24 protein-coding genes are annotated in these 24,628 nt (G+C 71.4%); 12 read left to right on the top strand and 12 right to left on the bottom strand.

Going from position 1 to position 24,628, the window contains the following annotated elements; genetic code table 11:
• Positions 1–15: 15 nt before the first annotated feature.
• The gene (locus tag OHO27_RS37210; protein WP_328429330.1) at positions 16–780 is read right to left on the bottom strand and encodes a hypothetical protein; all 765 of its coding nucleotides are present in this window, start codon (positions 778–780) and stop codon (positions 16–18) included.
• 769 nt (positions 781–1,549) lie between these two features.
• On the opposite strand from OHO27_RS37210, the gene OHO27_RS37205 reads away from it, so the two are divergent.
• The 4 genes from OHO27_RS37205 (at position 1,550) to OHO27_RS37190 (ending at position 6,836) form a co-directional block, all read left to right on the top strand.
• Positions 1,550–3,400: an ABC transporter ATP-binding protein gene (locus OHO27_RS37205; RefSeq protein ID WP_328429329.1), complete on the top strand. Its 1,851-nt coding sequence runs from the start codon at positions 1,550–1,552 to the stop codon at positions 3,398–3,400.
• Complete coding sequence (locus OHO27_RS37200; RefSeq protein WP_328429328.1) at positions 3,397–5,190, top strand: ABC transporter ATP-binding protein; 1,794 nt, start codon at positions 3,397–3,399, stop codon at positions 5,188–5,190. Before OHO27_RS37205 ends, OHO27_RS37200 begins: the two co-directional genes overlap by 4 nt.
• An 809-nt stretch (positions 5,191–5,999) precedes the next feature.
• Positions 6,000–6,467: a DUF5709 domain-containing protein gene (locus OHO27_RS37195; RefSeq protein ID WP_328429327.1), complete on the top strand. Its 468-nt coding sequence runs from the start codon at positions 6,000–6,002 to the stop codon at positions 6,465–6,467.
• Between the two features lie 108 nt (positions 6,468–6,575).
• Positions 6,576–6,836 (top strand): type B 50S ribosomal protein L31, encoded by a 261-nt coding sequence (locus OHO27_RS37190; protein ID WP_328429326.1) that lies wholly within the window; start codon positions 6,576–6,578, stop codon positions 6,834–6,836.
• 101 nt (positions 6,837–6,937) lie between these two features.
• Here OHO27_RS37190 and OHO27_RS37185 read toward each other — a convergent pair whose 3' ends face one another.
• Positions 6,938–7,732, bottom strand: a complete 795-nt coding sequence (locus tag OHO27_RS37185) for a metal-dependent hydrolase (RefSeq protein ID WP_328429325.1) — start codon at positions 7,730–7,732, stop codon at positions 6,938–6,940.
• Positions 7,733–7,877: 145 nt separating this feature from the next.
• Here OHO27_RS37185 and OHO27_RS37180 point away from each other — a divergent pair, with 145 nt between their 5' ends.
• Both OHO27_RS37180 and OHO27_RS37175 read left to right on the top strand, forming a co-directional pair.
• Positions 7,878–10,391, top strand: a complete 2,514-nt coding sequence (locus OHO27_RS37180; RefSeq protein WP_328429324.1) for a DEAD/DEAH box helicase — start codon at positions 7,878–7,880, stop codon at positions 10,389–10,391.
• 19 nt (positions 10,392–10,410) lie between these two features.
• On the top strand, positions 10,411–11,280 hold the full coding sequence (locus OHO27_RS37175; protein WP_328429323.1) for an acyl-CoA thioesterase: 870 nt from the start codon (positions 10,411–10,413) through the stop codon (positions 11,278–11,280).
• On the opposite strand, the gene OHO27_RS37170 is transcribed toward OHO27_RS37175, so the two are convergent.
• Entirely contained in the window at positions 11,267–12,181 is a 915-nt protein-coding gene (locus OHO27_RS37170; RefSeq protein WP_328429322.1) for a DUF6397 family protein, read from the bottom strand. The genes OHO27_RS37175 and OHO27_RS37170 overlap by 14 nt on opposite strands.
• Before the next feature lie 126 nt (positions 12,182–12,307).
• Positions 12,308–12,721 carry a roadblock/LC7 domain-containing protein gene (locus OHO27_RS37165; protein ID WP_328429321.1) on the bottom strand — a complete coding sequence of 138 codons (414 nt, stop codon included), beginning with the start codon at positions 12,719–12,721 and terminating at the stop codon, positions 12,308–12,310.
• Positions 12,722–12,817: 96 nt separating this feature from the next.
• On the opposite strand from OHO27_RS37165, the gene OHO27_RS37160 reads away from it, so the two are divergent.
• Entirely contained in the window at positions 12,818–13,246 is a 429-nt protein-coding gene (locus OHO27_RS37160; protein ID WP_328429320.1) for a PPOX class F420-dependent oxidoreductase, read from the top strand.
• A gap of 85 nt (positions 13,247–13,331) precedes the next feature.
• Here OHO27_RS37160 and OHO27_RS37155 read toward each other — a convergent pair whose 3' ends face one another.
• The 5 genes from OHO27_RS37155 to OHO27_RS37135 form a co-directional block, all read right to left on the bottom strand.
• Positions 13,332–13,937, bottom strand: a complete 606-nt coding sequence (locus OHO27_RS37155) for a GTP-binding protein (RefSeq protein WP_328429319.1) — start codon at positions 13,935–13,937, stop codon at positions 13,332–13,334.
• A gap of 123 nt (positions 13,938–14,060) precedes the next feature.
• Positions 14,061–14,474: a DUF742 domain-containing protein gene (locus OHO27_RS37150; protein WP_328429318.1), complete on the bottom strand. Its 414-nt coding sequence runs from the start codon at positions 14,472–14,474 to the stop codon at positions 14,061–14,063.
• A gap of 22 nt (positions 14,475–14,496) precedes the next feature.
• Positions 14,497–14,934: a roadblock/LC7 domain-containing protein gene (locus OHO27_RS37145; protein WP_328429317.1), complete on the bottom strand. Its 438-nt coding sequence runs from the start codon at positions 14,932–14,934 to the stop codon at positions 14,497–14,499.
• Positions 14,931–17,453 (bottom strand): sensor histidine kinase, encoded by a 2,523-nt coding sequence (locus OHO27_RS37140; RefSeq protein WP_328429316.1) that lies wholly within the window; start codon positions 17,451–17,453, stop codon positions 14,931–14,933. The genes OHO27_RS37145 and OHO27_RS37140 overlap by 4 nt, the downstream gene beginning before the upstream one ends.
• A 65-nt stretch (positions 17,454–17,518) precedes the next feature.
• On the bottom strand, positions 17,519–18,292 hold the full coding sequence (locus OHO27_RS37135) for an MHYT domain-containing protein (RefSeq protein ID WP_328429315.1): 774 nt from the start codon (positions 18,290–18,292) through the stop codon (positions 17,519–17,521).
• A gap of 152 nt (positions 18,293–18,444) precedes the next feature.
• On the opposite strand from OHO27_RS37135, the gene OHO27_RS37130 reads away from it, so the two are divergent.
• On the top strand, positions 18,445–19,044 hold the full coding sequence (locus tag OHO27_RS37130; RefSeq protein ID WP_328429314.1) for a class I SAM-dependent methyltransferase: 600 nt from the start codon (positions 18,445–18,447) through the stop codon (positions 19,042–19,044).
• Positions 19,045–19,048: 4 nt separating this feature from the next.
• On the opposite strand, the gene OHO27_RS37125 is transcribed toward OHO27_RS37130, so the two are convergent.
• The gene (locus OHO27_RS37125) at positions 19,049–19,804 is read right to left on the bottom strand and encodes an alpha/beta fold hydrolase (RefSeq protein WP_328429313.1); all 756 of its coding nucleotides are present in this window, start codon (positions 19,802–19,804) and stop codon (positions 19,049–19,051) included.
• 143 nt (positions 19,805–19,947) lie between these two features.
• Between OHO27_RS37125 and OHO27_RS37120 the strand changes: the two genes are divergently transcribed.
• Positions 19,948–20,472 (top strand): PadR family transcriptional regulator, encoded by a 525-nt coding sequence (locus OHO27_RS37120; RefSeq protein ID WP_328430662.1) that lies wholly within the window; start codon positions 19,948–19,950, stop codon positions 20,470–20,472.
• On the opposite strand, the gene OHO27_RS37115 is transcribed toward OHO27_RS37120, so the two are convergent.
• A complete protein-coding gene (locus OHO27_RS37115) occupies positions 20,458–21,354 on the bottom strand; it encodes an oxygenase MpaB family protein (protein WP_328429312.1) in 897 nt (298 codons plus the stop codon). The genes OHO27_RS37120 and OHO27_RS37115 overlap by 15 nt on opposite strands.
• A 90-nt stretch (positions 21,355–21,444) precedes the next feature.
• Here OHO27_RS37115 and OHO27_RS37110 point away from each other — a divergent pair, with 90 nt between their 5' ends.
• From OHO27_RS37110 to OHO27_RS37100, 3 genes are all read left to right on the top strand, one after another.
• Positions 21,445–21,741 (top strand): hypothetical protein, encoded by a 297-nt coding sequence (locus tag OHO27_RS37110; RefSeq protein WP_328430661.1) that lies wholly within the window; start codon positions 21,445–21,447, stop codon positions 21,739–21,741.
• Between the two features lie 135 nt (positions 21,742–21,876).
• Complete coding sequence (locus tag OHO27_RS37105) at positions 21,877–22,749, top strand: hypothetical protein (RefSeq protein ID WP_328429311.1); 873 nt, start codon at positions 21,877–21,879, stop codon at positions 22,747–22,749.
• A 203-nt stretch (positions 22,750–22,952) separates the two neighbouring features.
• Positions 22,953–24,350 carry a tannase/feruloyl esterase family alpha/beta hydrolase gene (locus OHO27_RS37100; RefSeq protein ID WP_328429310.1) on the top strand — a complete coding sequence of 466 codons (1,398 nt, stop codon included), beginning with the start codon at positions 22,953–22,955 and terminating at the stop codon, positions 24,348–24,350.
• On the opposite strand, the gene OHO27_RS37095 is transcribed toward OHO27_RS37100, so the two are convergent.
• Positions 24,351–24,533 (bottom strand): hypothetical protein, encoded by a 183-nt coding sequence (locus OHO27_RS37095; RefSeq protein ID WP_147997481.1) that lies wholly within the window; start codon positions 24,531–24,533, stop codon positions 24,351–24,353.
• Positions 24,534–24,628: the final 95 nt, after the last annotated feature.

The raw sequence follows: 24,628 nt of genomic DNA, 5'->3' as shown, positions 1-24,628 counted from the left end.
ATGACGCCTACCGCGTCAGTGCGGGCGCTTCAGGTCGGCCCTGTCCCCCATCACCACCACGGGATACCGATCGGGGTCGAGCGTGCGCAGCAGGTACTCCATCGCGGAACCGGACAGACTGACGCAGGCCGACGTGCCGCTGCCGTGGTCCATGTGCAGCCAGATGCTGCCGCCCTTGTTCTGGCCCTCTGGGCGGGACGGGTCGTTGGGCGGGGTGCCCTTGACACGGTTGTAGTCGATGGCGATGACGTAGTCGAAGTCGTGCCAGTACGACTTCGCCCACCAGCGCGGCGCGGCGAAGGCAGCTGACCGCGTGTACGGCAACTCGGACCCGGGGCTCCGCAGCACGCCGCCCGCGTCGCTGAGCGTGAACACCCCTACGGGGCTGCGGTTGTCGCCCTCATGATGGTCGGTGGTCCAGCCCTTCTTGCCGTTGTGCGCGGGCCAGCTGCGGATGCGGTCCCAGGCGGAGCCGCGCTTGGAGTAGAGCACGACTGTGGAGTCCGGGGAGTTCCTGCCATCGCCGTAGACCGCCACCACCTGACGCGACTCGGCCGGGATGCGGCGCTGCCATCGGTCGCCGACGCCCGGGATACGCGTCGGGTCCACAGTGGTGGCCGATCGCGTGGGCGCGGCCTTGCCGCCGCCCGAACCGGCGCCGTGCTGCGCGCCGCCGCACGCGGTCAGGGTCGTGAGCGCCGTCAGAGCCGTCAGGGCCGTCAGGCAGGAGCCGAGGGTTGCCGTCGCCACCCTGGCTCGCCGTAGTCCGCCATTCCGCATCGGTCCATGGTCGCACCGGGGTCGGGGTGACGGCAGGAGCGACAGCGGACCGGTGGCGGGGGCGGCAGCGGACCGGTGGCGGGGGCGGCAGCCGACCGGCGGCGGGGGGCGGCAGCCACCGGGCGGCGGGGGTGCAGAAACCGGCGGCGGGAGCGACAGCCGACCGGCGGGGACAGCGACTGCCCGGGCGGCAGCGGACCGGTGGCGGGGGCGGCAGCCGACCGGCGGCGGGGGGGGCGGCAGCCACCGGGCGGCGGGGGTGCAGAAACCGGCGGCGGGAGCGACAGCCGACCGGCGGGGACAGCGACTGCCCTGGCGGCAGCATGGGCGGCGCAGGCCAGACCGGCAGCCAGGGGGCGGCTGCGACGGCGGCAACGGGCCTCAGGGACCAGAGCGGCGGCGGGGGGGGCGGATACGGCCTCGTAGAGGCGGACCGGCGGCGGAACCCGAAACGACTAGTGGGGCATGAGCGGCAGCCGGAGCCGCAACGGGTCTATCGAGGCGGAACCGACAGCGGAAGCCGCAAACGGTTTCTCGGGGGCCGGACCGGCAACCGGAGCCGCGACGCTTGTCGAGGCCGGAGCAGCAGCCGAATCTGTGCGGCGGCCGGGAAAACCGCTTGCGTCCGGCCACGCTACGACGGGAATCTGTCACGGTTTGCTGCTCCGCCGCGCCGATCCGCCGAGCGCTGCCCGCTCCACGCATCGGCACCGCACCACACCCCATCCCCATCCCTGATCCCCCCACTGACACGAGCCACTGGGACGTCATGCAGATTCAAGACCTTCCGTATCCCGATCCAGGTGTGCCGGACGCACGCTCGGGTCCCCGATTCCTGTGGTGGCTCTTCCGGAACCAGCTGGACGGACAGCTGAAGGCCCTGGCCTGGGGGCTGCTGCACTTCCTGTCCGTCTCCGCGCTGCCGTTCTGCGTCGGCGTCGCCGTACAGGCCGTCGTCGACCGCTCCGGCACTCACCTCGCCCTAGCTGGCGGCCTGTTGGCGGTGTGCTGCGTCGGGAACGCGCTCGGCGACACCTTCCTGCATCGCACCGCCGTCACCAACTGGATCACTGCCGCCGCCCGCGTCCAGCAGGTGCTGGCCCGCAAGGCGGCCCAGCTGGGCTCGGGGCTGACCCGGCGCGTCGCGGCCGGTGAGGTCGTGGCCGTCTCCACCGGTGACGTCGAGAAGATCGGCTGGTTCGTCGAGGCCTGGTCACGGTTCACGGCGGCGGCGGTCACCCTCGTGGTGGTCTGCGTCGGCCTGGTCGTCTACCAGCCCGCGCTCGGCTTGGTGATCGCCGTGGGACTGCCCCTGCTGGCGGTCGCCGTGCTGCCGCTGCTGCCCCGGGCGACCCGGCGGGCCGACTTCCAGCGCGAGAAGGCGGGCCGCGCGACCGAGTTGGCCTCCGACACCGTCGCCGGCCTGCGCGTGCTGCGCGGCATCGGCGGCGAGGAACTCTTCCTCGACCGCTACCGCCGCGCCTCCCAGGAGGTACGCCACGCGGCCGTACGCAGCGCCCGGATGTGGGCGCTGATCTCGGCGATCCAGGTGCTGTTGCCGGGCCTGCTGCTGATCGCGGTGGTCTGGTACGGCGTCCACCTGGCCCGCCAGGGCCAGGTCACCGTCGGCGAACTGGTCACTGTCTACAGCTCGGTCATGATCCTCACCTATCCGCTCCGTCACTTCGAGGAGATCGCGATGGCCTACTCCTTCTCCCGGCCCTCGGCCCGGCGGGCCGCGCGTGTGCTGGCGCTGGAGCGGGCCACCGACACCGACGGGTCCCGCGACGGGTCCGAGACGCCCTCCGGGGATCTGTCCGACCCGGCCACCGGACTGCTCGCCCCCTCCGGCCGACTCACCGCCGTGGTGTGCGGCGACCCGGACGCGGCGGGACGGCTGGCCGAACGGCTGGGCGGACACCCCTCGGAGGAAGGCACCTCGGTACTCCTGGGCGGCGTCCCGCTCGACGAGTTGCCGCTCGACAACGCCCGTACAGCCGTCCTCGTGCAGGACAAGGATCCCGTACTGCTCTCCGGCACACTGCGCGAACTGTTCGACGTACCCAGGTCGGGTGACGTCGGTGCCGAGGAGGCGCTGGCGGCGGCGCAGTGCGAGGACGTGCTCGCCGCGCTGGTCCAGGGGGCGCTCGACACCGAGGACCCGATGGAGGCCCGTATCACCGAGCGCGGCCGATCCCTGTCCGGCGGCCAGCGCCAGCGCATCGCGCTCGCCCGGTCGCTGATCACGGACCCGGAGGTGCTCGTCCTGGACGAGCCGACCTCGGCCGTCGACTCGCACACCGAGGCCCGGATCGCCGAGGGCGTGCGGAACCTGCGGGCGGGCCGCACGACCGTGGTGTTCACCTCGTCGCCGCTGCTCCTGGACCGCGCCGACCGGGTCGTACTCGTCCACGAGGGCGAGGTCGCGGCGGTCGGCGTGCACCGCGAACTGGTCCACGCCGAGCCGCGGTACCGGGCCGTCGTGACCCGGGAGACCGACGAGGAGGCCGCCCGCGACGAGGCACTGCCCGGAAGGGCCGCCGGCCAGGACGGCTTGCGCGAAGGGTCCGCCCTCAACGAGGTCCTGAAGGAACTGGAAGAGATCGAGGAGTCGGCATGATCGGCGTTGCGCCACCGGCGTACGACCCGGCGGCCCCGACGACGGCGAACACGCTGCCGGTCGGCGCCCCCGCGACCGTACGCGCCTATGTCGTCGAGTTGTTCCGTCGGCACCGCCGTGCCTTCGTGCTCCTCGTCGTCGTCAACACGGTCGCCGTGGTGGCCTCGATGGCGGGGCCGTGGCTGCTGGGCGGGCTGGTGGAGCGGGTGTCGGACGACACCGGCGCCGGCACCCGTGAGCTGCATCTGGAGCTCACCATCGGCCTGTTCACGGTCGCCCTGCTCATCCAGGCCGTGTTCGTCCGGCAGGTGCGGCTGCGCGGCGCGATGCTCGGCGAGCGGATGCTGGCCGACCTGCGCGAGGACTTCCTCGTACGGTCGGTCGGTCTGCCGCCCGGTGTCCTGGAGCGGGCCGGGACGGGTGACCTGCTGTCCCGGATCACGACGGACATCGACCGGCTGGCCAACGCGATGCGCGAGGCCGTGCCCCAGCTGGCGATCGGCGTCGTGTGGGTTGTCCTGCTGCTGGGCGGGCTCGTCGTCACCGCGCCGCCGCTCGCCGCCGCCGTGCTTCTCGCGGTGCCGCTGCTGGTGGTCGGCTGCCGCTGGTACTTCAGGCGTGCGCCCGCCGCCTACCGCTCGGAGGCCGCTGGATACGCCTCCGTGGCCGCCGCGCTCGCCGAGACCGTGGACGCCGGACGGACCGTCGAGGCCCACCGCCTCGGTGGACGCCGGGTCGCGCTGTCGGAACTGCGGATCAAGCAGTGGACGGCGTGGGAGCGCTACACACTCTGGCTGCGGTCGGTGCTCTTCCCGGTCATCAACGTCACTCATGTGACCGTGCTCGCCTCCGTTCTGATCATCGGCGGTGTGTTCGTCCTGCAGGGGTGGATCGGGGTCGGTCAGCTGACGACGGGTGCGCTCATCGCCCAGATGCTGGTCGACCCGGTCGGGCTGATCCTTCGCTGGTACGACGAGCTGCAGGTGGCCCAGGTGTCGCTGGCCCGGCTGGTCGGGGTCCGGGACATCGAGCCGGACGCCGGAGACTCCGGGCTGGCGCCCGACGGCCGCGACGTGCACGCCGACCGGGTGCACTTCGGGTACCTGGAGGGCGTGGACGTGCTGCGCAAGGTCTCCCTGGAGGTCGCGCCCGGCACCAGGCTGGCGCTGGTCGGTCCCTCTGGTGCCGGCAAGTCGACCCTGGGCCGGCTGCTCGCGGGCATCTACGCGCCCCGGGACGGCCGGATCACCCTCGGCGGCGCCGAACTGTCCCGGATGACCGCCGAGCGGGTCCGCTCCCACGTGGCCCTGGTCAACCAGGAGCACCACGTGTTCGTGGGCTCCCTGCGCGACAACCTGCTGCTGGCCCGCACCGACGCGACCGACGCCGAGCTGTGGGCGGCGCTGGACGCGGTCGACGCGGACGCGTGGGCCCGTGCCCTCGACGACGGCCTGGACACCGAGGTCGGCTCGGGCGGGTTCGCGCTCACTCCGGCCCAGGCCCAGCAGATCGCGCTGGCTCGTCTGGTGCTGGCCGACCCGCACACGCTGGTCCTGGACGAGGCGACCTCGCTCCTCGACCCTCGCGCGGCCCGCCACCTGGAACGCTCCCTCGCCCGCGTCCTCGACGGCCGCACCGTCGTCGCCATCGCCCACCGCCTCCACACAGCCCACGACGCGGACGTCATCGCCGTCGTCGAAAACGGCCGGATCAGCGAACTGGGCAGCCATGACGAGCTGGTCAGGGCGGACGGGGCATATGCGGCACTGTGGCGGTCGTGGCATGGGTGAGCAGGGGGGACGGGAGGAGGGGAGGCCGACCGGGCGGCGGGCGCTGGAAGGCTGAGGGCGGCAGGCCCGGCATGCCGGCGACTGGGCGAGGGCCGTGGGTTGCCGGGCCGGTCGGGTGCCCGGGGGGGACGGTCGGGTGCCCGGGGGGGCCGGTCGGGCAGTGGCCCGGGGGGCCGGCGAGCCGGGTGGACCGGAGGGCCAGGTGGCCGGGTGGGCCGGTCGGGCCGGGTGGCCGGGTGGGCAGGTCGGGCCGAGTGAGGCCGGGACCCTGTGCCCCCGGGGCTGAAACCGGTAGGGCTGAGCCGGGCGGCTGGGGGCGGAGGCACGGTTCGGGGGCGCCAGGTGCCGCAGCCGGGGCGCGGCGGGCCGGGCCGGGATCATGGACGGCCGGGACCGGCTGGGCCGCAGGGTCGACGTCCGGCACGGCGGCCGGCGCTCGGACACGCAGGGCGGCAGAGCCGACGTCCGGCACAGCGGCCGGCGCTCGGAAACGCAGGGGCGGCCCGGCTCAGGCACGCCCCTGCGCGGGCGGGGCAGAGGTGGGCCCCGGGTCCGCGCGGCCCCGCGCGACGGGACGGATCCGGGTCCCGGGATCCGGAGTCCGCGCCGTGGCCCCGTGCCGCCGCACCGGAGCACGCCCGTGCCGTTGCGCCGGGGTGAAAAGGGGTGGAAGGCTGGATAGCGGCACCGGTTCGGGGAGCACCCGGGAACCACGCGGTTCGTGCCGGGTGCGGCCTGTGCCCCGCGTCGCGGCGGCCCACCGCCGACCGCGGTGAGTTCGGGCCCGTCCCCACCACCTGGAGGTACCCGTGAACAGCGCCGACGGATGGGGTGACGACGTCTACCAGCCCGACGCATCCGATCAACGCGAGGACACAGGGCTGCTCGACGCCGAGGACACGCTGGAGAACGACGGCGTCGACGACCCCCTGGACCGCGGCTGGTCCCCTCCGGACCGACCATGGGCAGTGGAGCACAGCGGTGTCACGGCCGCCGAGCGCCACCAGGGCGAAACCCTCGACCAGCGGCTCGCCGAGGAGCAGCCCGACCTGGTCGCCCCTGACGGCGACGGCCTCGGCGATGCCGAGGGCACCGACGGGGAACTCGTCGACAACGAGGTCGGCGCCGACCGCTCCGGCCGCCTCGTCGCACCTGACGAGGGCGCCCACGAGGACGAAGAGAGCGGGCTCGTCGCGACGGACGTGGGCATCGACGGCGCGGCGGCGTCCGCCGAGGAGGCCGCCATGCACATCGTCGACGAGGACGCGTACGGCTGACCTCCGCGGCCCCTGCTCGGCTGATCCCCGCAGCCCCTGTGCCACAGTCCCCGCGCCTTCGGCGCCACGCCTTCGGCCGTTGCCGATGCCGCAACACGAGGAGCTCGTATGCAGCAGGACAAGCACCCCGACTACCACGAGGTCGTCTTCCGCGACCGCGCCGCAGGCTACGCCTTCCTGACGCGGTCCACCGCGACCAGCGACCAGACCATCGAGTGGGACGACGGCGCGACCTACCCGGTCGTGGACGTCGAGATCTCCTCCGAGAGCCATCCCTTCTACCCCGGGAAGGCACGGACGGTGGACTCCGAAGGCCGGGTCGCGGCCTTCGAGCGGCGCTACGGCGGCGGAGCCGGACAGGCCGGCTGATCCGCAGAGCACACCGGAGGCCCAGGGCGTCCCGCGGCCCGGCCGGTCAAGGCGTGCCGCAGGCCTGTCACCGGCGTGCCGACCTGGCCGCCACCGCCCGCTCAGATCACGTTGAGCGCCGCCGCGCAGCCCACCCCGCCGAGCACCATGAACACCGGCATCAGCACCTTGAGCTCGACCCAGCTGCCTGCCCGGAACCGCATGACCTTCGGCGGGCCCACCGGGTACCAGCGCTTGCGGCCCACCGGAATCGGCCACAGGATCGGGCAGCCGGACACCGTGAGCGCGTCGCCGATGTCGTGCACCAGCGCACCGAGCACGATCGGCAGCCCCAGCCACAGGTACTCCTGGCCCGGTGCCGTGAACAGCCAGTCCGAGCCGTTGCCCGGCTTGTCCAGCACGCCCGCGAGGATCCACGCGCTGGTCGCCGCCAGCAACCAGACCAGGACGTCGGCACTGGAGCCCCGGGTCGCACGCCACAGCAGGCCCTCGATGGCCAGCACCATGTGCGCGAACAGGATCGCCAGCACCGCCCAGCGGCCCCCGGTGATCGCCAGGGCGGAGGCGCCCCCGCCGATCAGGACCGCCCACAGCCAGGTGTGCGTGAGCGTGCGATGCCCACCGGAGCGACGCGGGTCGCCCTGCTTCTTCGTCCCCTTGTAGACCGCGTACGACAACTTGTCGACGATCTCGCACAGCCAGCGCGACAGCGGACCGAAGGCCCGTGAGATGGTGGCCGCCTTGTGATCGAGGTCCGGGGCGAGGGCGGCCCCGGCGCAGATCAGCGCGCCGGCGAGAAGGACCGGCCAGGGCATTCCGTGCCCGGCAGCGGCAGCTGCCGCTCCGACGCCGAGCCAGGCGGCAGCGCCCGACAGTGAGTGTGCTGGTCCCATCATCGGTGTTGCCCGCCCCATTCCTCGTGTGCCGCTGTCCAGTTGACCGGGTTCGCTGACGTGTCGTCGGCGACACAGCGTAGCGTTCGCGATCTTCGCGCCCGCAGCCGATTCCCCTCTGGGCCAGGAGGGCAGGCAAGATGGGTGGGTGACCCTCATCGATCAGCTGCCGCCGACCGCCGACCCCGACGCCCTCTACGAAGCCTTCGAGTCGTGGGCCGAGGAGCGGGGTCTGACCCTGTACCCGCACCAGGAGGAGGCGCTGATCGAGGTGGTCTCCGGCGCGAACGTGGTCGTGTCGACGCCCACCGGCTCCGGCAAGAGCATGATCGCCGCGGGCGCTCACTTCGCCGCACTGGCCCGGGACGAGGTCACCTTCTACACCGCCCCGATCAAGGCGCTGGTCTCGGAGAAGTTCTTCGAACTGTGCAAGATCTTCGGCACCGAGAACGTCGGCATGCTGACCGGTGACGCGTCCGTCAACGCCGACGCCCCCGTCATCTGCTGCACCGCCGAGGTCCTCGCGTCGATCGCCCTGCGCGACGGCAAGCAGGCGGACGTCGGCCAGGTCGTCATGGACGAGTTCCACTTCTACGCGGAGGGGGACCGCGGCTGGGCATGGCAGATCCCGATCCTGGAGCTGCCGCAGGCGCAGTTCATCCTGATGTCGGCGACGCTCGGCGACGTCTCGATGTTCGAAGCGGACCTCACCCGGCGTACCGGCCGCCCGACCTCGCTGGTCCGCTCGGCGACCCGCCCCGTGCCGCTGTCCTACGAGTACAAGCTCACCCCGCTCACCGAGACCCTGACCGAACTGCTGGAGACCAAGCAGGCGCCGGTCTACATCGTGCACTTCACTCAGGCTCAGGCCGTGGAGCGGGCGCAGGCGCTGATGAGCATCAACATGTGCTCGCGCGAGGAGAAGGACCGGATCGCCGAGCTGATCGGCAACTTCCGCTTCACCACCAAGTTCGGCCGCAATCTCTCCCGTTACGTCCGGCACGGCATCGGTGTCCATCACGCCGGGATGCTGCCGAAGTACCGGCGACTGGTGGAGAAGCTCGCGCAGGCCGGTCTGCTGAAGGTCATCTGCGGCACGGACACGCTCGGCGTGGGCGTCAACGTCCCCATCCGCACGGTGCTGTTCACGGCCCTGACCAAGTACGACGGCAACCGCGTCCGCACCCTGCGCAACCGGGAGTTCCACCAGATCGCGGGCCGCGCCGGGCGCGCCGGTTTCGACACGGCGGGCTTCGTCGTCGCCCAGGGGCCCGAGCACGTCATCGAGAACGAGAAGGCGCTCGCCAAGGCCGGCGACGACCCGAAGAAGCGCCGCAAGGTCGTGCGCAAGAAGGCGCCCGAGGGCTTCGTCGGCTGGACGGAGAACACCTTCGAGAAGCTCATCACCTCCGAACCGGAGCCGCTGACGTCCCGCTTCCGGGTCACGCACACCATGCTCCTGTCGGTGATCGCCCGACCCGGCAACGCCTTCGACGCGATGCGGCACCTGCTCGAGGACAACCACGAGCCGCGCAAGCAGCAGCTGCGGCACATCCGGCGCGCGATCGCGATCTACCGCTCGCTGCTGGACGGCGGCATCGTCGAGAAGCTCGACGAGCCGGACGCCACGGGACGCATCGTCCGCCTCACCGTCGACCTCCAGCAGGACTTCGCGCTCAACCAGCCGCTGTCCACCTTCGCGCTGGCCGCGTTCGAGCTGCTGGACCCGGAATCGCCGTCCTACGCCCTGGACATGGTGTCCGTCGTCGAGTCCACCCTGGACGACCCGCGGCAGATCCTGGTCGCCCAGCTGAACAAGGCGAAGGGCGAGGCCGTCGCCGCGATGAAGGCGGACGGCATCGAGTACGAGGAGCGCATGGAGCGCCTCCAGGACATCACGTACCCGAAGCCCCTGGAGGAGTTGCTCTTCCACGCGTACGACACGTACCGCAAGAGCCACCCCTGGGTCGGCGACCACCCGCTGTCGCCGAAGTCCGTCATCCGGGACATGTACGAACGGGCCATGTCCTTCACGGAGTTGGTGTCCTTCTACGAGCTGGCTCGCACCGAAGGCATCGTGCTGCGCTACCTCGCAAGCGCCTTCAAGACCCTCGACCACAACATCCCCGACGACCTCAAGTCCGAGGATCTGCAGGACCTGATCGAGTGGCTCGGCGAAATGGTGCGCCAGGTCGACTCCAGCCTGCTCGACGAGTGGGAACAGCTCGCCAACCCGGAGGAGATGACCGCCGAGGAGGCCCAGGAGAAGGCCGACGAGGTCAAGCCGGTCACCACCAACGCGCGTGCCTTCCGCGTCCTCGTCCGCAACGCGATGTTCCGCCGCGTCGAGCTCGCCGCCCTCGACCACGTCGAGGAGCTGGGCGAGATGGATGCCGACGCCGGCTGGGACGCGGATGCCTGGGGCGAGGCGATGGACAAGTACTGGGACGAGTACGAGGACCTCGGCACCGGCCCCGACGCCCGTGGCCCCAAGCTGCTGGTGATCGAGGAGGAACCGGCGAACCGCCTGTGGCGGGTCCGTCAGATCTTCGACGACCCGAACGGCGACCACGACTGGGGCATCAGCGCGGAGATCGACCTCACCGCCTCCGACGCGGAGGGCCGCGCCGTGGTCCGCGTCACCGACGTAGGCCAGCTGTGAGCACAGGAGAATCCCACTCATGACGACGAACCCGGCCGAGAGACTCGTCGACCTGCTCGACCTGGAGCAGATCGAGGTCAACATCTTCCGCGGCCGCAGCCCGCAGGAGTCCCTGCAGCGGGTCTTCGGCGGCCAGGTGGCGGGCCAGGCACTGATCGCTGCCGCGCGCACCACTGACGGTGACCGTCCGGTGCACTCGCTGCACGCGTACTTCCTGCGCCCGGGGCGGCCGGGCGTGCCGATCGTGTACCAGGTCGAACGAGTGCGGGACGGCAGGTCGTTCACGACCCGCCGGGTCACCGCCGTGCAGCAGGGACGCACGATCTTCAATCTCACCGCCTCCTTTCACAAGCCTGAGCAAGGGAGCTTCGAGCACCAGCTGCCGCCGGCCCGCAAGGTTCCGGACCCGGAGTCGCTCCCGACGGTCACCGACGAGATCCGGGAACATCTGGGCACGCTGCCCGAGCAGTTGGAGCGGATGGCGCGCCGTCAGCCCTTCGACATCCGCTATGTGGACCGGCTCCGCTGGACCGACGAGGACGTCAAGGGCGCCGAGCCGCGCAGTGCCGTGTGGATGCGCGCGGTCGGGCCGCTCGGCGACGACCCGGTCGTGCACACCTGCGCGCTGACCTACGCCAGCGACATGACACTCCTGGACGCCGTCCGTATCCCGGTCGAACCGCTCTGGGGCCCACGGAGTTTCGACATCGCCTCGCTGGACCACGCGATGTGGTTCCACCGGCCGTTCCGCGCGGACGAGTGGTTCCTGTACGACCAGGAGTCGCCGATCGCGACCGGCGGACGGGGCCTGGCCCGTGGGCGGATCTACGACCTGGAGGGGCGCCTGCTGGTGTCCGTCGTCCAGGAGGGACTGTTCAGGGCGTTGTAGTCCGCGGAGTCCGGCGCCGGAGCCAGCTCAGCAAGCCGCGCGGCGATTCCGGCTCCACGGGCCGGGACGCGCGGAGGTGCCCTGCGTCGTGCGCCGGAGCCGGGGCCCGTTTGGTTGTCGGACGCGGGGCGGGCCTCCTGTCTCGCGCCTCCTGCAGAACCGCCGCCAGTTCGGCCCGCAGCAGGCTGATCTCGTCGGGGTCGTCCGCCGTCACGAGCTTCTCGGCGATGAGCGCGGAGGGTGAACCCGGTGCGCCGGATACCGGCGGGCCGGGGCGGAAGCGGTTGACGTGAGAGCGCTCATAGGGGTCGGGGACGAGCTCCGCGATCTGGACGGGGTCGAGGAACGCGGCCAGCGCGCCGGCGCTCTCCCATGGGTCCTCGGCCATTCGCAGCAGGAATCCCCGGTGGCGGCCCCGCCAGTTGCGCGGACGCAGATCCACGCCCGCGTCCAACGTCCCTCGCAGCCCTTCGGGCATACGCCGACCGGTCAGCACCGGGCCGTTCTCCTCGTCGGCGGCGAACCGCTTCAGTTCCTCTGCCAGATACAGCCAGACCACGGCTCGGTAGCGGTTGAAGTACCACTTCACCGGCACCACCAGGCCCAGCCGTGCGAGCCGTGTGAACCTGCCGGGGGACACGTCGATGAGGTCCGCGCCCTCCGTCGTACCCACCACCCGCACACGGTCCACCAGGGACTCCGGGAAACCGCGCCCCGAACTCACCCGGTCGATCTCGGACCGTGGGACACGCCGGCCCCCGCCTCCCTCGTCGGGCACGGTCCGGATGAGGCCGAGGTGGATTGCGAGGTCCAGCTCGCCTCGTTTCACCCCCAGTTCCCGGGCCGCGCGACTCGGCGTGCAGGACAGGAGGTGCGGTTTCGTCATCGTGTCGCCTGACATGGTCGATCTCCCCCGTGGAGTCAGTGGCTCACGCTCTGTGCGTTCGCCGTGACAAAACCGTAGCCGCTCGGCCGGATCTCGTGGCGAGCCTGTGGATAACTCCACGGGGGACGACGAATCAGCAGGTCAGAGGTCTGTGAGGGGTGTCCGCTCGGGCTGTCGGGCGTCCACGTCGAGGTGCTCACCGACCCGGTTGACGAGCAGGGTCATCTCGTAGGCGATCTGGCCGATGTCGACCTCCGCACCGCTGAGCACGCACAGACAACTGCCGGTGCCCGCCGCCGTCACGAACAGCACGGCGTCGTCGAACTCGACCATCGTCTGGCGCACCTTGCCCGCGCCGAAGTGCCGTCCGGAGCCCTTCGCCAGGCTGTGCAGCCCGGACGAGACGGCGGCCAGGTGCTCGGCGTCCTCGCGCCGCAGTCCCGTACTCGCGCCCGTCACCAGACCGTCGTTGGACAGCACCAACGCGTGCCGCACATGATCGACGCGCTCCGTCAGGTCGTCCAGGAGCCAGCCAAGTCCCTGGTTCTGCGCCATGATCCGATCTCCCCGTGTAGATGTCTCCCCCTGCACCGGAGGAACACTTCGCCACCCTTCCCGACGATCCGGCCCGCGGGCAAGGAGGATGAGGGCATGGCGAAGAAGATGACCGATGAGGAATGGCGGGCGTTCGTCTCGCAGGGCACACGCACCGGAAAGCTGTCGACCGTGCGAGCCGACGGCAGTCCGCATGTGACGCCGATCTGGTTCGTGCTCGACGGGGAGGAGTTGGTGTTCAACACCGGCAAGTCGAGCGTCAAGGGGCGCAATCTGGTCCGCGACGGCCGGCTGGCGCTGTGCGTGGACGACGACCGGCCGCCGTACGACTTCGTGGTGCTGCAGGGCCGCGCCCGGATTTCGGAGGATCTCGACGAGCTGCGGCACTGGGCGAGCCGCATCGGGGCGCGCTACATGGGCGAGGAGCGCGCGGAGGAGTTCGGGGCGCGCAACGGCGTCCCGGGTGAACTCCTCGTCCGCGTCACGATCGACAAGGTCCTGGCGGAGAAGAGCGTCGCCGAATAGCGGTGGCCCGAACGCCGGCCGCAACAGGGGCCGACAGCGGCTGAGGCACCCGCGGCTCACGAGCCGGCCGGACCCACGGAGCCAGTCAGCCCACCGAGTCGAGCAGCCGGGCGGTGTGCATCCGCCCGGCGTACTCGACGAGGCGGATCAGCACCTCCTTCCCCGAGTCGCGATCCCGGGCGTCACAGAGCACCACGGGCGTTCCCCGGTCCAGGTCGAGGGCGCGTGAGACGTCTTGTGCGCCGTAGGCCCGGGCACCCGCGAAGCAGTTGACGGCCACGACGAACGGGATGTGCCGGTGCTCGAAGTAGTCCACTGCGGGGAAGCAGTCCTCCAGGCGTCGGGTGTCCGCGAGGACCACCGCACCGAGGGCTCCCTGTGACAGTTCGTCCCACAAAAACCAGAACCGGTCCTGGCCCGGTGTGCCGAAGAGGTAGAGGGACAGGCCGGACCGGATCGTGATGCGCCCGAAGTCCATGGCGACCGTCGTGGTGACCTTGTGGTCCACGCCGTCGGTGTCGTCCACCCGCTGCCCGGCTTCACTGAGCAGTTCCTCGGTGCGCAGCGGCCTGATCTCGCTGACCGCGCCCACCAGGGTGGTCTTGCCCACGCCGAATCCGCCGGCGACAAGTATCTTCAACGCCAGCGCGGCAGTCTCGCCGTCGGTGGCGTCGGAGTGCTCGGAGACCATCGTTCACTTCTCTCGGGAGTGCCGGTATCGGTCGAGGTCGCTGTGCGAAGTCAGCATCATGACAACTGCGGGTGTCCTTCGTGGGATTGGACCGCTTCTTGCCGCCTGGTTCCGAAATGTCATCTACAGCGCCCGCAATCCTTCGATCACCTCGCGCAGAATCCGTTCGTCAGGAAGCTGCGCGGGCGGTACAGGACGGCTGACGGTGACGCAGCCGAGTTCCAGGAGGTCCCCCAGGAGCACCCTGACGACCCCTACGGGCAGGTCGGCGCCTGCGGCGAGTTCCGCGACCGACTGGGTCTCCGGTCGGCAGAGCTCGATGAGGGCCCGGTGTTCCGGCCCGAGCGCCGTGTCGTCGTCGGCAGCGGGGGCGGCGGCGTCCAGGGTGACAAGGGCGATCAGATCGAAGCACACGCCCGTGGGGCCGGGTCTGGTCCGTCCGCCCGTCATGGCGTACGGACGGACAAGGGGCCCGGCCTCGCCGTCGTACCACTGACTGCCCTGCTCGCGCGGGGCGCCCGTCGTGTCCTCGTTCATGTGCGCGGACCGCCCTTCCGGCTCATCCCGCCGCGGGCGGTCGCGCGGCAGCGCGTGGCGGCGCGTAGAGGTGCTCGCCGACGCGCTTGACCAGTCGTGCCATCTCGTACGCCACGAGTCCGATGTCGGCGGTCACGGCGGTGAGGACGGCGAGACAAGAGCCGTCTCCCGCGGCCGCCACGAACAGGAAGGCCTCGTCCATCTCCACCATGGTCTGCCGCACGCCGCCGGCGCCGAAGTGCCGTCCGGCGCCCTTGGCCAGGCTGTGGAAGCCGGAGGCCACCGCGGCGAGGTGCTCGGCGTCCTCACGGCGGAGGTCGCTGGAGGCGCCCACGGCGAGCCCGTCGTTGGACAGCACCACGACGTGCCGGACCTCGCTGACGCGCAGTACCAAGTCGTCCAGCAGCCAATCGAGTTCACCGGACCGCTGGGCGGCCCTCATGCTCGGATCCTGCATCATGCGGGGTCTCCTTCGCTGCTGTCGCTGCGGGATCTGGAATTGGGCGTGGCGCTGCGACCGGGCTGCCTGCCGCCGCCCCGCGTCCAGCCGTCGCGGTAGGCCGCCATGCGGTCCCGGACGAGTTCGGGGGTGCGACGGCCGTCGTCGTGGGAGGCGGTCGTCCCTGCCTGTTCGTCGGTGCGTCCCTCGCGCAGTTGGGGGGCGAGGTTTGCCTGCCGTACGCGGCGCGGCAGGTCTTCGGAGGCTTCGGAGTCGTCCGGGGGTCGGTGCAGTCGCAAGGTGGTGACTCCCGGGGGTGGGGTGTCGGTGTGGGGCTGCGCCGCGGCCGGTGCGGGAGCCACCAGCGCGGGCCGGTCGGCAACCGCGTGGACGGCCTCCTGGTGGGGTTCGGCGGCGGGCAGGCGCGCGTACTCGTGTTCGGCATGTCGATCGGCGCCTGCCGACTTCTCGGCGGAACGTTCCGCCGTGGTGTTGTGCAGCAGGGCCGTGGGCAGCAGGACGACCGCGGTGGTACCGCCGTAGGGCGAGGTGCGCAAGTGCACCTTGATGGCGTGCCGGGACGCGAGCCTGCTGACCACGAAGAGGCCGAGCCGGTCGCTGTCGAACAGGTCGAGCGCCTCCGACTGTTCGATGCGCCGATTGGCCTCGGCGAGGGTCTCCTTGCCCATGCCGAGGCCGCGGTCCTCGACCTCGACGGCATAGCCGTTGCCGACGGGCTCGCCGGTGATGCGCACCCGCGTGTGGGGAGGCGAGAACTGTGCGGCGTTCTCGACGATCTCGGCCAACAGGTGGGTGAGGTCGGCGACGGCCGCGCCGATGACGGACGCCTCGGGGAGCTGGCGTACCTCCACGCGCGCGTAGTCCTCGACTTCGGAGACGGCAGCGCGGACCACGTTCGTCAAGGAGACCGGCATCCGCCAGGCTCGCCCGGGCGCCGCCCCGGAGAGGATGATCAGGCTCTCGGCGTGGCGTCGCATGCGGGTGGTGAGGTGGTCCAGCCGGAAGAGGTCGCTGAGTTCGTTCGGGTCGTCGGAGCGCCGCTCCATGCTGTCCAGCAGGCTCAGTTGGCGGTGCACGAGGACCTGACTGCGGCGGGCGAGGTTGACGAAGACGCCGGAGATGCCGCTGGCGAGTTCGGCGCGTTCGACGGCGGCCCGGAGCGCGGCTCGGTGGACGGTGCCCAGGGCCTCGCCGACCTGACCGGTCTCGTCCTCGGCGGGTGGCCCGGGCGGCGCCTCGGCCCGGATGTCGATCTCCTCGCCGGCGCGCAGTTTCCGCATGGCCTCGGGGAGTTTGCGCCGGGCGATCTCCAAGGCGCTGTTGCGCAGGCTCACCAGCTCGACGACAAGGCCGCGGCCGATGCGGACGGAGATCACGAGTGAGGCGGCCACTGCGGCGAGACCCAGGAGCACGGCGGCGCCGGCCGGGGTGAGCAGACCGCGGGTGAACGGGTCGGCGCGATCCGCGACGCCGCGCCCGGCGTCCTGCTCGATCGTCCGCATCGCGTCCTGCACGCGCGCGTGTGACTGGCCCCAAGTGGCTTCCCCAGCCGCGTCGATCGCCCGGGCGCCCGGCGCGGTGGCGAGGACCCTGTCCTCGACTGCGGCCACGGCCGCGTAGGCGCTGCCGTCGGCGAGGCTCTGCCAGGCCGCGCGTTCCGGGCCGCGCAGGTCGGCGACGGCCGCCTCGATGAGGGTACGGCGGGTGTCGACGGCGCCGGTGAACAGCCGTAGCCGCTCGCCGTCGAGGCGCCCGGCGAGACGTGCGCTGTCCAGCACCACGTCCTCCTGGGCCAACGCCTCGCCCGCGCGGGCGAATTCGAGCAGCACGCGCGCGTCGGAGCCGAGTTCGGCGTCCTGGATGCCGGTGAGCGCACCGCCCACCGAGAACGCGCTCGCGATCGCCGTCGTGTACCGCCCGTACGCCTCGTCCCAGCCCGCCCGGCGGTCGAGAACGGCATTTCGTACGGTGCTCAGCTGCTCGGCGCCACTGACGAAGGCCTCGAGTCGCCGGGCGACTCCGGCGGGGAGCTCCTCGCCGTCGGCGACGGTGTTGCGGTCGCCGAGCCGCAGCCGCGCCACCGCCCGGTCGCTGTCCTGCGCGAGCTTCCTGAGGTTGTCGCTCTGTCCGGCGGACGGGTCGGTCGCGTAGCGCACGGCGGCCTCGCGTTCGGCCTGCAGGGCAGCGACGGCGGTTGCGGCGGGCGTCCTGACCTGGGAGTCGACGCGCTGCAACTGGCGCAGCCTGGAGACGTCCTGAGCGGTGGTGACGGTGGCGTAGGCCCACAGGGCCAGCAGGGAGACGACCGGCACCATCAACAGACAGACGATCTTGGCGCGGACGGTGCGCGGCCGAATGCGCCAGCGCTCCGCGCGCGTGGGTATGTCCTCGGGCGCCATGCCCAGGGTCTCGTCCGGGCCTTCGTCGGCCGGCGGTCCGGCATGGGCGCGGCGACCGCGCGCGGGGGACGGTGACGGCGTCCCGGCGCCGGCTGCGGTGGTCCTACGGGGTGTACGCATGGCCTCCTCGCTCGGAAGTGGTTCGGGGCGGGTCTTCCCTGGCCGTCGCCGGTCCGGCCCCGCCACTAGCCGGCTACGCTCTCGACCGATCCCTGAGCCGACGCGGATGCCGCGCGCTCCCCCGTGGTGGGCGACAGTGCGACGAAGGCGGAGGTCAGGAAGAGGTAGGACCCGAGGCCGACGGCGAGGGGGAAGATGAACTGCATCGCCGTGGCCCCGGGCAGGACCTCACCGGCGGGCGTGACGTCCACGCTGACCGCGAACATCCCGGTGTAGTGCATGCTGCTGACCGCCGCGCCCATGATCAGGGAGGCGATGGTGACAGCGACGGGCGACTTGATGTTGAGCGCCGCCCACAGGGCCGCCGTCGCCGCGACGATGGCGATCAGGACGGACACTCCGACGAGGGCGGGGTCGTAGATGACGTCGCCGTGGAGTCGCACGGCGGCCATGCCCAGGTAGTGCATGCTCGCGACGCCGAGCCCGGTGGTGAGCCCGCCGAGGAAGAGCGCGCGCGTCCGGTCGCGGCTGTATCCGACCGCGAAGACGCCCGCGCAGACGACGGCCATGGCGACGAGGAGGCTCACGATGGTGAGCGGCACGTCGTAGCGGATGTCGGTGCCGCTGACGCTGAAGCCCAGCATGGCCACGAAGTGCATGGTCCAGATGCCGGTGCCGATCGCCGAGGCAGCGGTGATGAGCCAGTTGCGGCGCGACCGGCCGGTGGCGCCGAGGGCGCGGACGGTGCAGCGAAGTCCCAGCGCGGCGCCTATGCACGCCATCGCGTACGACAGTGCGGGGGTCAGCCAGCCGAGGGCGGCGTGGTCCAGGTGTCCCATGACCCCGGGACGCTAGCCGGGGCAGGGGCGCGTGAGAGGGGCGCATTTCGAAAGCTGTTGGAATATGACATGGAGATGCAGCGGAACGATCGCGTCACGCTCGAACGTGTGCACAGCGGCGTCATCCCTGCCAGTGAGGGATCATGCGGAACATGAGCGACGACCACACACATGTGCAGGAGTTCTTCGGGGCCCGCGCCGCCGACTGGGACAGCAGGTTCCCCGACGACGGGCCCGCCTACGCGGCAGCGGCGGCCGCGCTCGGACTGCGCGAGGGGGATCGCGTGCTCGACGCGGGCTGCGGCACCGGACGCGCCCTGCCGCCGCTGCGTGCCGCCGTGGGGCTCTCAGGAGTGGTCCTCGGGGCCGATCTGACCCCCGCCATGCTGGAGGCCGCCGTACGGGCCGGGCGCGACGCGGACGGGCAGTTGCTGCTCGCCGACGTGGCCGCGCTGCCGCTGCGGTCGGAGTCCCTCGACGCAGTGTTCGCGGCCGGCCTCATCGCGCACCTGCCCGATCCGGCCCAGAACTTGCGGGAGTTGGCGCGTGTGGTGCGCCCCGGCGGCGCGCTCGCGCTGTTCCACCCGATCGGCAGAGCGGCGCTGGCGGCACGCCAGGGCAGGCAGATCACCCCGGACGACCTGCGGGCCGAGCCCAACCTCCGGCCGCTGCTGGCGGGGTCGGGGTGGCGCATGACGTCGTACGCCGACGAGGACGACCGTTTCCTGGCGCTGGCCGTGCGGGAGTCCTGAGGTATCAGCTCTGGCCGGCGACGGCCGCCACGAAGGCGTCCGGGTTGTCGAGCATGACGTTGTGGCCGGCACCGGGCACGGTCACCACGCGTATGCCCGCGGCCTCCAGGGCTGCACTGCCGGGGAGTTCACCGGTGAGCTCGCCCTGAAGGTACACGCGGTCGATCGTCAGACCTTCGAGGATGTCGCGCATGATCGGCTCGGATCCGCGCCGCAGCCCCACGGCGCTGCGGTGCAGGGCGCGTGGGTCGGCCAAGCGCATGGTCGCAGCCCACACGGGCCCGACCGCTTCCAGCACGCGCGCGTGCGCCTCACCGACGAACTCCTCCTCCCCGTAGGCAGTGATCCACGCGCTCCCGGCACTGGGCGGAGGCGAGGCGTCGAGGTTGGCCTCGGTGAGCACCAGCCGGGAGGCGAGGTCGGGCCGTCGGTGGGCCAGCACAATGGCGACGGAGCCTCCCATGCTGTGCGCGATCAGCTCCGCGCCGCTCACCCCCGCCGCATCCAGGGCCGCGGCCAAGGCGTCGGCGTGGTCCTCCAGCCGGTAGCCGAATTCCGCGGGCCGGTCACTGATGCCATGCCCCGGCAAATCGACGAACAGACTCCGTCGCCCCGCGAGTTCGGGCCGCGCTGCGACATGGGCGTGGTACACGGAGGAGACCGACCCCGGCCCGTGCACGTACACACGCGCGGGCTCCTCTCCCGGAGCCTCTGTCCAGCGGATACAGCTGCCCTTGCCGTCGAACTCGGCCTGTCTCATCGCGTCCTCCTGGGTACCTGGTCGGCCACGCCCTGCCGACTTCGTCTTGTCGACGAACTCAACGATATACATCGCCGCCGATGTATCAATGCTTCGATGTATACCGAGTTGGATGTACAGCGGATGTGAGCGAGAATCTCGGCATGCTGGAGCTCGCCATCCTCGGATTCCTCTACGACACCCCGCTCCACGGCTATGAGCTGCGCAAGCGCCTCACGGCGCTGACAGGGCACGTGAAACCGGTCGCCGAGAGCACGCTGTATCCCGCGATCAAGCGGCTGGAGAGGGACGGCCTGCTCGCCCGTGCCACGGAGCCCGGGGCAGTGGCCGCTCCGCGTCACGTCCTGACGCTGACCAAAGAGGGCCGAAGGGAACTGCGCCGCCGACTTGCCGAGCCCGGCCCGCGCGACATCAGCGACGAGAACCGGTGGTTTACGGTGCTCGCCTTCCTGCGGCACCTGGACGACTCAGCCGCCCAGTCCGCCGTACTGCGACGCCGGCTGGCCTTCCTCGAAGAGCCCGCAAGCTTCTTCTACGACGGCGACCGGCCCCTTGGCGCCGAGGAACTGGACGATCCCTTCCGGCGCGGCATTCTGACCATCGCGCGGGCCACCTCCCGAGCCGAACTCAGATGGCTGCGCGAGACGATCGCCTCACTCGACGGCTGACGGGCCGATGTTCCGCACGGGGCAGCCGCCGACGCCGGCCACCGGACGAGTGCCGAGATCCTCAAGCCGGAAGCCGTCCGGGTAGCCCTTGATCTCCCAGTTCTGCCGGGCGAAGTGCGGCGCCCGGCGCGGCGGCAGCAGACGCACCGCACGGCCACGCGCGCGTACCGCTTGTCGCACGAGGGTGCGGGTGGCCGCGCTCGGCGTCGGGTAACGGAAGGCACGCAGGAGCGAGTCGTCGAGCAAGGCGAGTGTCGAGGTGCGCAGCAGGGGCGCGAGGGGGCGCGGGTACCAGGAGGCCATCAGGTCGAGTGTCGCGTCCGAGACCCGCCGCGCGTTCTCGTCCCAGCCGAAGTGGGCCTCCTCGTAGGCGTCGAGGCAGGCCTCGAACTCCTGATAGGACTCGGGGACGTCCTTGATGCCCATGTACCCGCCCAGCGTGCCGTAGTGGACGGTGGAGGCGACGATCTCGTGGCGCGAGAGCCTGCGCCAGCCGTAGGCGTCGATCCAGCGCCTGGGCATGACGACGAATGTGCACAGTACGTACCGCATGTCGTCGTTGCTGATGTCGTAGCTGCCGTGCATCTGGTTGATCCGGCGGATCGCCGAGCGACCCTGCTCGCTGTCGAAACCGTGCTCGACGACCGCACCCAGGAGCAGCGAGGTGTCGTCGTAGCGCTTCTGCGTGCGGTCGGTCAGCTCGGCCGTCTCGGCGAGCAGCCGGCCGATGGCGGGCACGGCGTACGTGCGGTAGAGCGCGAGCTCGAGCGCCCGCGTGAAGTCCCAGGGGAACTCGTACGCCGCGCTGAGCCGGTAGATCTCCGAAGCGTCGCGGAACGGGTCCATCCGCCGGATCTGTTCGAGCCGCTCGAAGCGCTTCACCGTGCTGTCCCCCTTCTGTCGCCGAGGCTCCAACTCTACGTTGAGTAGTGGAAGATGGAAGATCAGTCATACAGGGGGAAGGCGGTCACCATGTGGGGCACGGTGCGCGAGTTGTGTGCGAGAGTTCTCCGCTCCTTTCGCACGGAGGCGGACACCGGCAAGGACAGGCGCGCGCACAATCTCTTCGAGGCCGCCGCCGTGTATGTGTCGGCCTGCGCGGAGGACGACCAGGAGCAGATCGACGAGGCCGCCGGCTGGGTGTCTCCGGAGGCGCTGTCGTTCGGGGTGAGCGAACTGGCGTGCCGGGCCGTCGTCGCACTCGCCCGGGAGCGCGACGAGTCGCCGCAGGCCGTCGCCCGGACCCTTCTCGGGCTCCCTGCGGCCTGACACCGCGGACGATCTCGGTCGATTCGCCCTGACCGGCCGGAAAACTGCAGCTCCGGGTGTGCCTGGGAGTCGTGACAAGCGGCTTCCGGTCGCACTAGGGTGCGCGCCGATGGACGAACCGATGGGGAGGCTGGGATGGCAGAGACGGACGAGGAGGCCGTCGCCGCCGCGGACGATGCGCTGTACGTGCTCACGGCGGTGCTGCTGACGCCGGCGAAGTTCCCGAGCGTGCTGGGCGACGACTACCCGGAAGCCTGCGCGGCGCTCGGTCTCGCGCCGCTCGCCGACGGATACGGCCTGGTCATCGGCCAGGACAGCGACGGCGCCCGGTGGACGGTCGTCATCGACGACGTCTCCCTGGTCGCGGTCGCCATCGCATCCTGGGACTGCGGCATGGAGTACGACCTGTCGCCCGACGAACGTACGGTCGTGGCCGCACTGCCCGGCTGGCCCCTCGCGGTCGCCGTCGCCGCCCCGAATGTGCCCGCCCCGCACGATCCCGACCCCGAGATCGCGGACGGTCCGCCCCTCACGCCGCCGGACACGAGCGTGTGGGGGCCGGCCCAGCGGCGCCTGGGCGCCGACGAGATCGCTCTGCAGTGGGCGATGTGGCGCGAGCAGATCGACGACGCCGACTTCGCGACGCCAGGCGCCGGGGCGGACACCGCCCAGGACACGGACGACGCCGAGGACCAGAGACCAGAGGCCGAGAAGACCGAGCAGACCGAGAAGCAGGGCGGCCCCAGCGGTATCCGGCGGGTGCTCGCCGAGGCACGCGCGTACGTGGACTCCCCGCCGCCCCTCGGTCGCGTCCGTTCCTCGTTCGCCTCGGGCGACGCTCGGACCCTGCGCGCGGACGGCCCCGGCTGGTCGCTGGTCGCCAGGACCGACGACATCGCTTTCGTGCTCCTCGACGACGAGCCCGGCGAGGTCCTGCCGGTAGGCCGCGGTGCGGAGCTGCCCGGTCTCCTGGAAGCGCTCGACAAGATGGCGGTACGCCCCTCCTGAGCCCTCACGGCCCCCTCCTGACCTGCACGCCGGTCGGCCCGGCAGCGCGCCCGGACGGACCTGCCGGTGTCCGGTGACCCCATTCGGCGGCAGCGTCACATGTGGCCCCAACCCATGGTTGGCACGGCAGCAGGACCGCACCATGAGGCAGCTTCCACAGCTCCGCTCCCTCATGTGCCCGTCCCTTCTGCCAGGAGGCCGTCATGCGCCTGTCCCGAGGTGTTCCGTTCCTCACCGCCACACTGCTGGCCGGCGCCCTCAGCTGGCCGACTCCCGTAGCGGCCACGGCACTCGGCGAGCAGCACTGCGTCCGTCAGGAACGCGTACGGGTGCCCGGCGCGGCCTTCCAGCAGGGCGCCTGCCTTCCGGATCTGACCACGTCGGGGCTCGCCGGCACGCCCTACACCGACATGGCCGACCAGGCCGGACTCACGGCACGGGGCACCCGGACCCCGACGGGGGTGCCCGGTATGCAGATCGACGGCTACTTCCCGGACTCCTCCCGCTTCAACGCCACACACGGGTGGCGTCACGACGCCCAGTTCGTGATCCGGCTCCCGGACCGCTGGAACGGCGGGCTGGTCGTCACCGGTGCCCCCGGCACCCGCAGGCAGTACGCGACGGACACGGCGATCTCCGATCAGGTGCTCGCGCTGGGCTACGCCTACGCGGCGACCGACAAGGGCAACAACGGCTCCGACTTCTACCGCGACGGCAAGCTGCCCGGTGACGCGGTCGCCGAGTGGAACGCGCGCACCACTCAGCTCACCCGGGCCGCCCGTAAGGCGGTGGCCCAGCGCTACGGGCAAGCTCCCCGCCGCACGTACATGACCGGCATCTCCAACGGTGGCTACCTCACCCGCTGGCAGCTGGAGAACCATCCCGAGCTGTACGACGGCGGCGTCGACTGGGAGGGCGCCCTGTGGACCGCGCACGGCCCCAACCTCCTCACCTCTGTGCCCACCGCAGTGGCACGCATGCTCGGCTCCGCGCGGGACGAGGACCTGTACGCGGTCGGCTTCGCGCGCGGCTCCGAATTTCTGTGGCCCTACCACGAGCAGGCCTACTGGGGCGTCACGCAGAAGATCTACCGCGCCGAGTTCGACCCGGCATACGACCCCGGCTGTCCCGGCCCGTCCACGGGGACCACGCCGGAGCAGATCCTGGCACCGTGCGCCTCCGATGCCTCGTACGACTACGCGTCGCGTCCGGCATCCGTCCGTCGCGCCGTGGCCCGCGTCGCTCTGACCGGACGCATCGGCAGACCGCTGATCACGCTCCACGGGGATCTGGACGCGCTGCTACCGAAGGCGGCTGACTCGGACGTGTACGCACGCATGGTCGACGCGAGCGGGCGTGGCCCACTGCACCGGTACTTCACGATCGCGGGCGGAACGCATGTCGACGGGCTGTACGACACCTATCCGGACCGACTCCGGCCGATCCTGCCCTGTTACCGGTCGGCGTTCGACACGCTGGTCGCGTGGGTGGAGCGGGGCGCCCGACCGCCCGCGGACCATACCGTCGGCAGGCCCGCGAGCGGCGATGTGCTCAATTCTTGCGCGCTGTCCACCCCGGTCGCGCCGACGACCCGGCGATGATCAGCGACCGATTTCCTTGCGCGTGGCGCGGCGCAGCCTGCGCCGCTGTGACGGGTCGAGCGTGAGGTACGCGGCGGCCGGGACTCCCAGGACTATCAGGAGCGCGGCCCACCAGGGCAGCCAGATCAACAGGATGAGACCGGCCGCCACACCTCCCGCGGCGATCTTCGCGTTCTTCGACATGTGCGTCGCCTCCTTCGCGGCCACTGCCGCTCTCTGTCCTGAAAACGGGCCCGCGCTTCCAGCGGTTCCGAACCGCGACCCTGAGACGACCCTGA

The organism is Streptomyces sp. NBC_00443, assembly GCF_036014175.1.
Classification (GTDB): domain Bacteria; phylum Actinomycetota; class Actinomycetes; order Streptomycetales; family Streptomycetaceae; genus Streptomyces.
The sequence above is the reverse complement of the archived record's forward strand: the minus strand, read 5'-3'. Positions and strand labels throughout refer to the sequence as shown.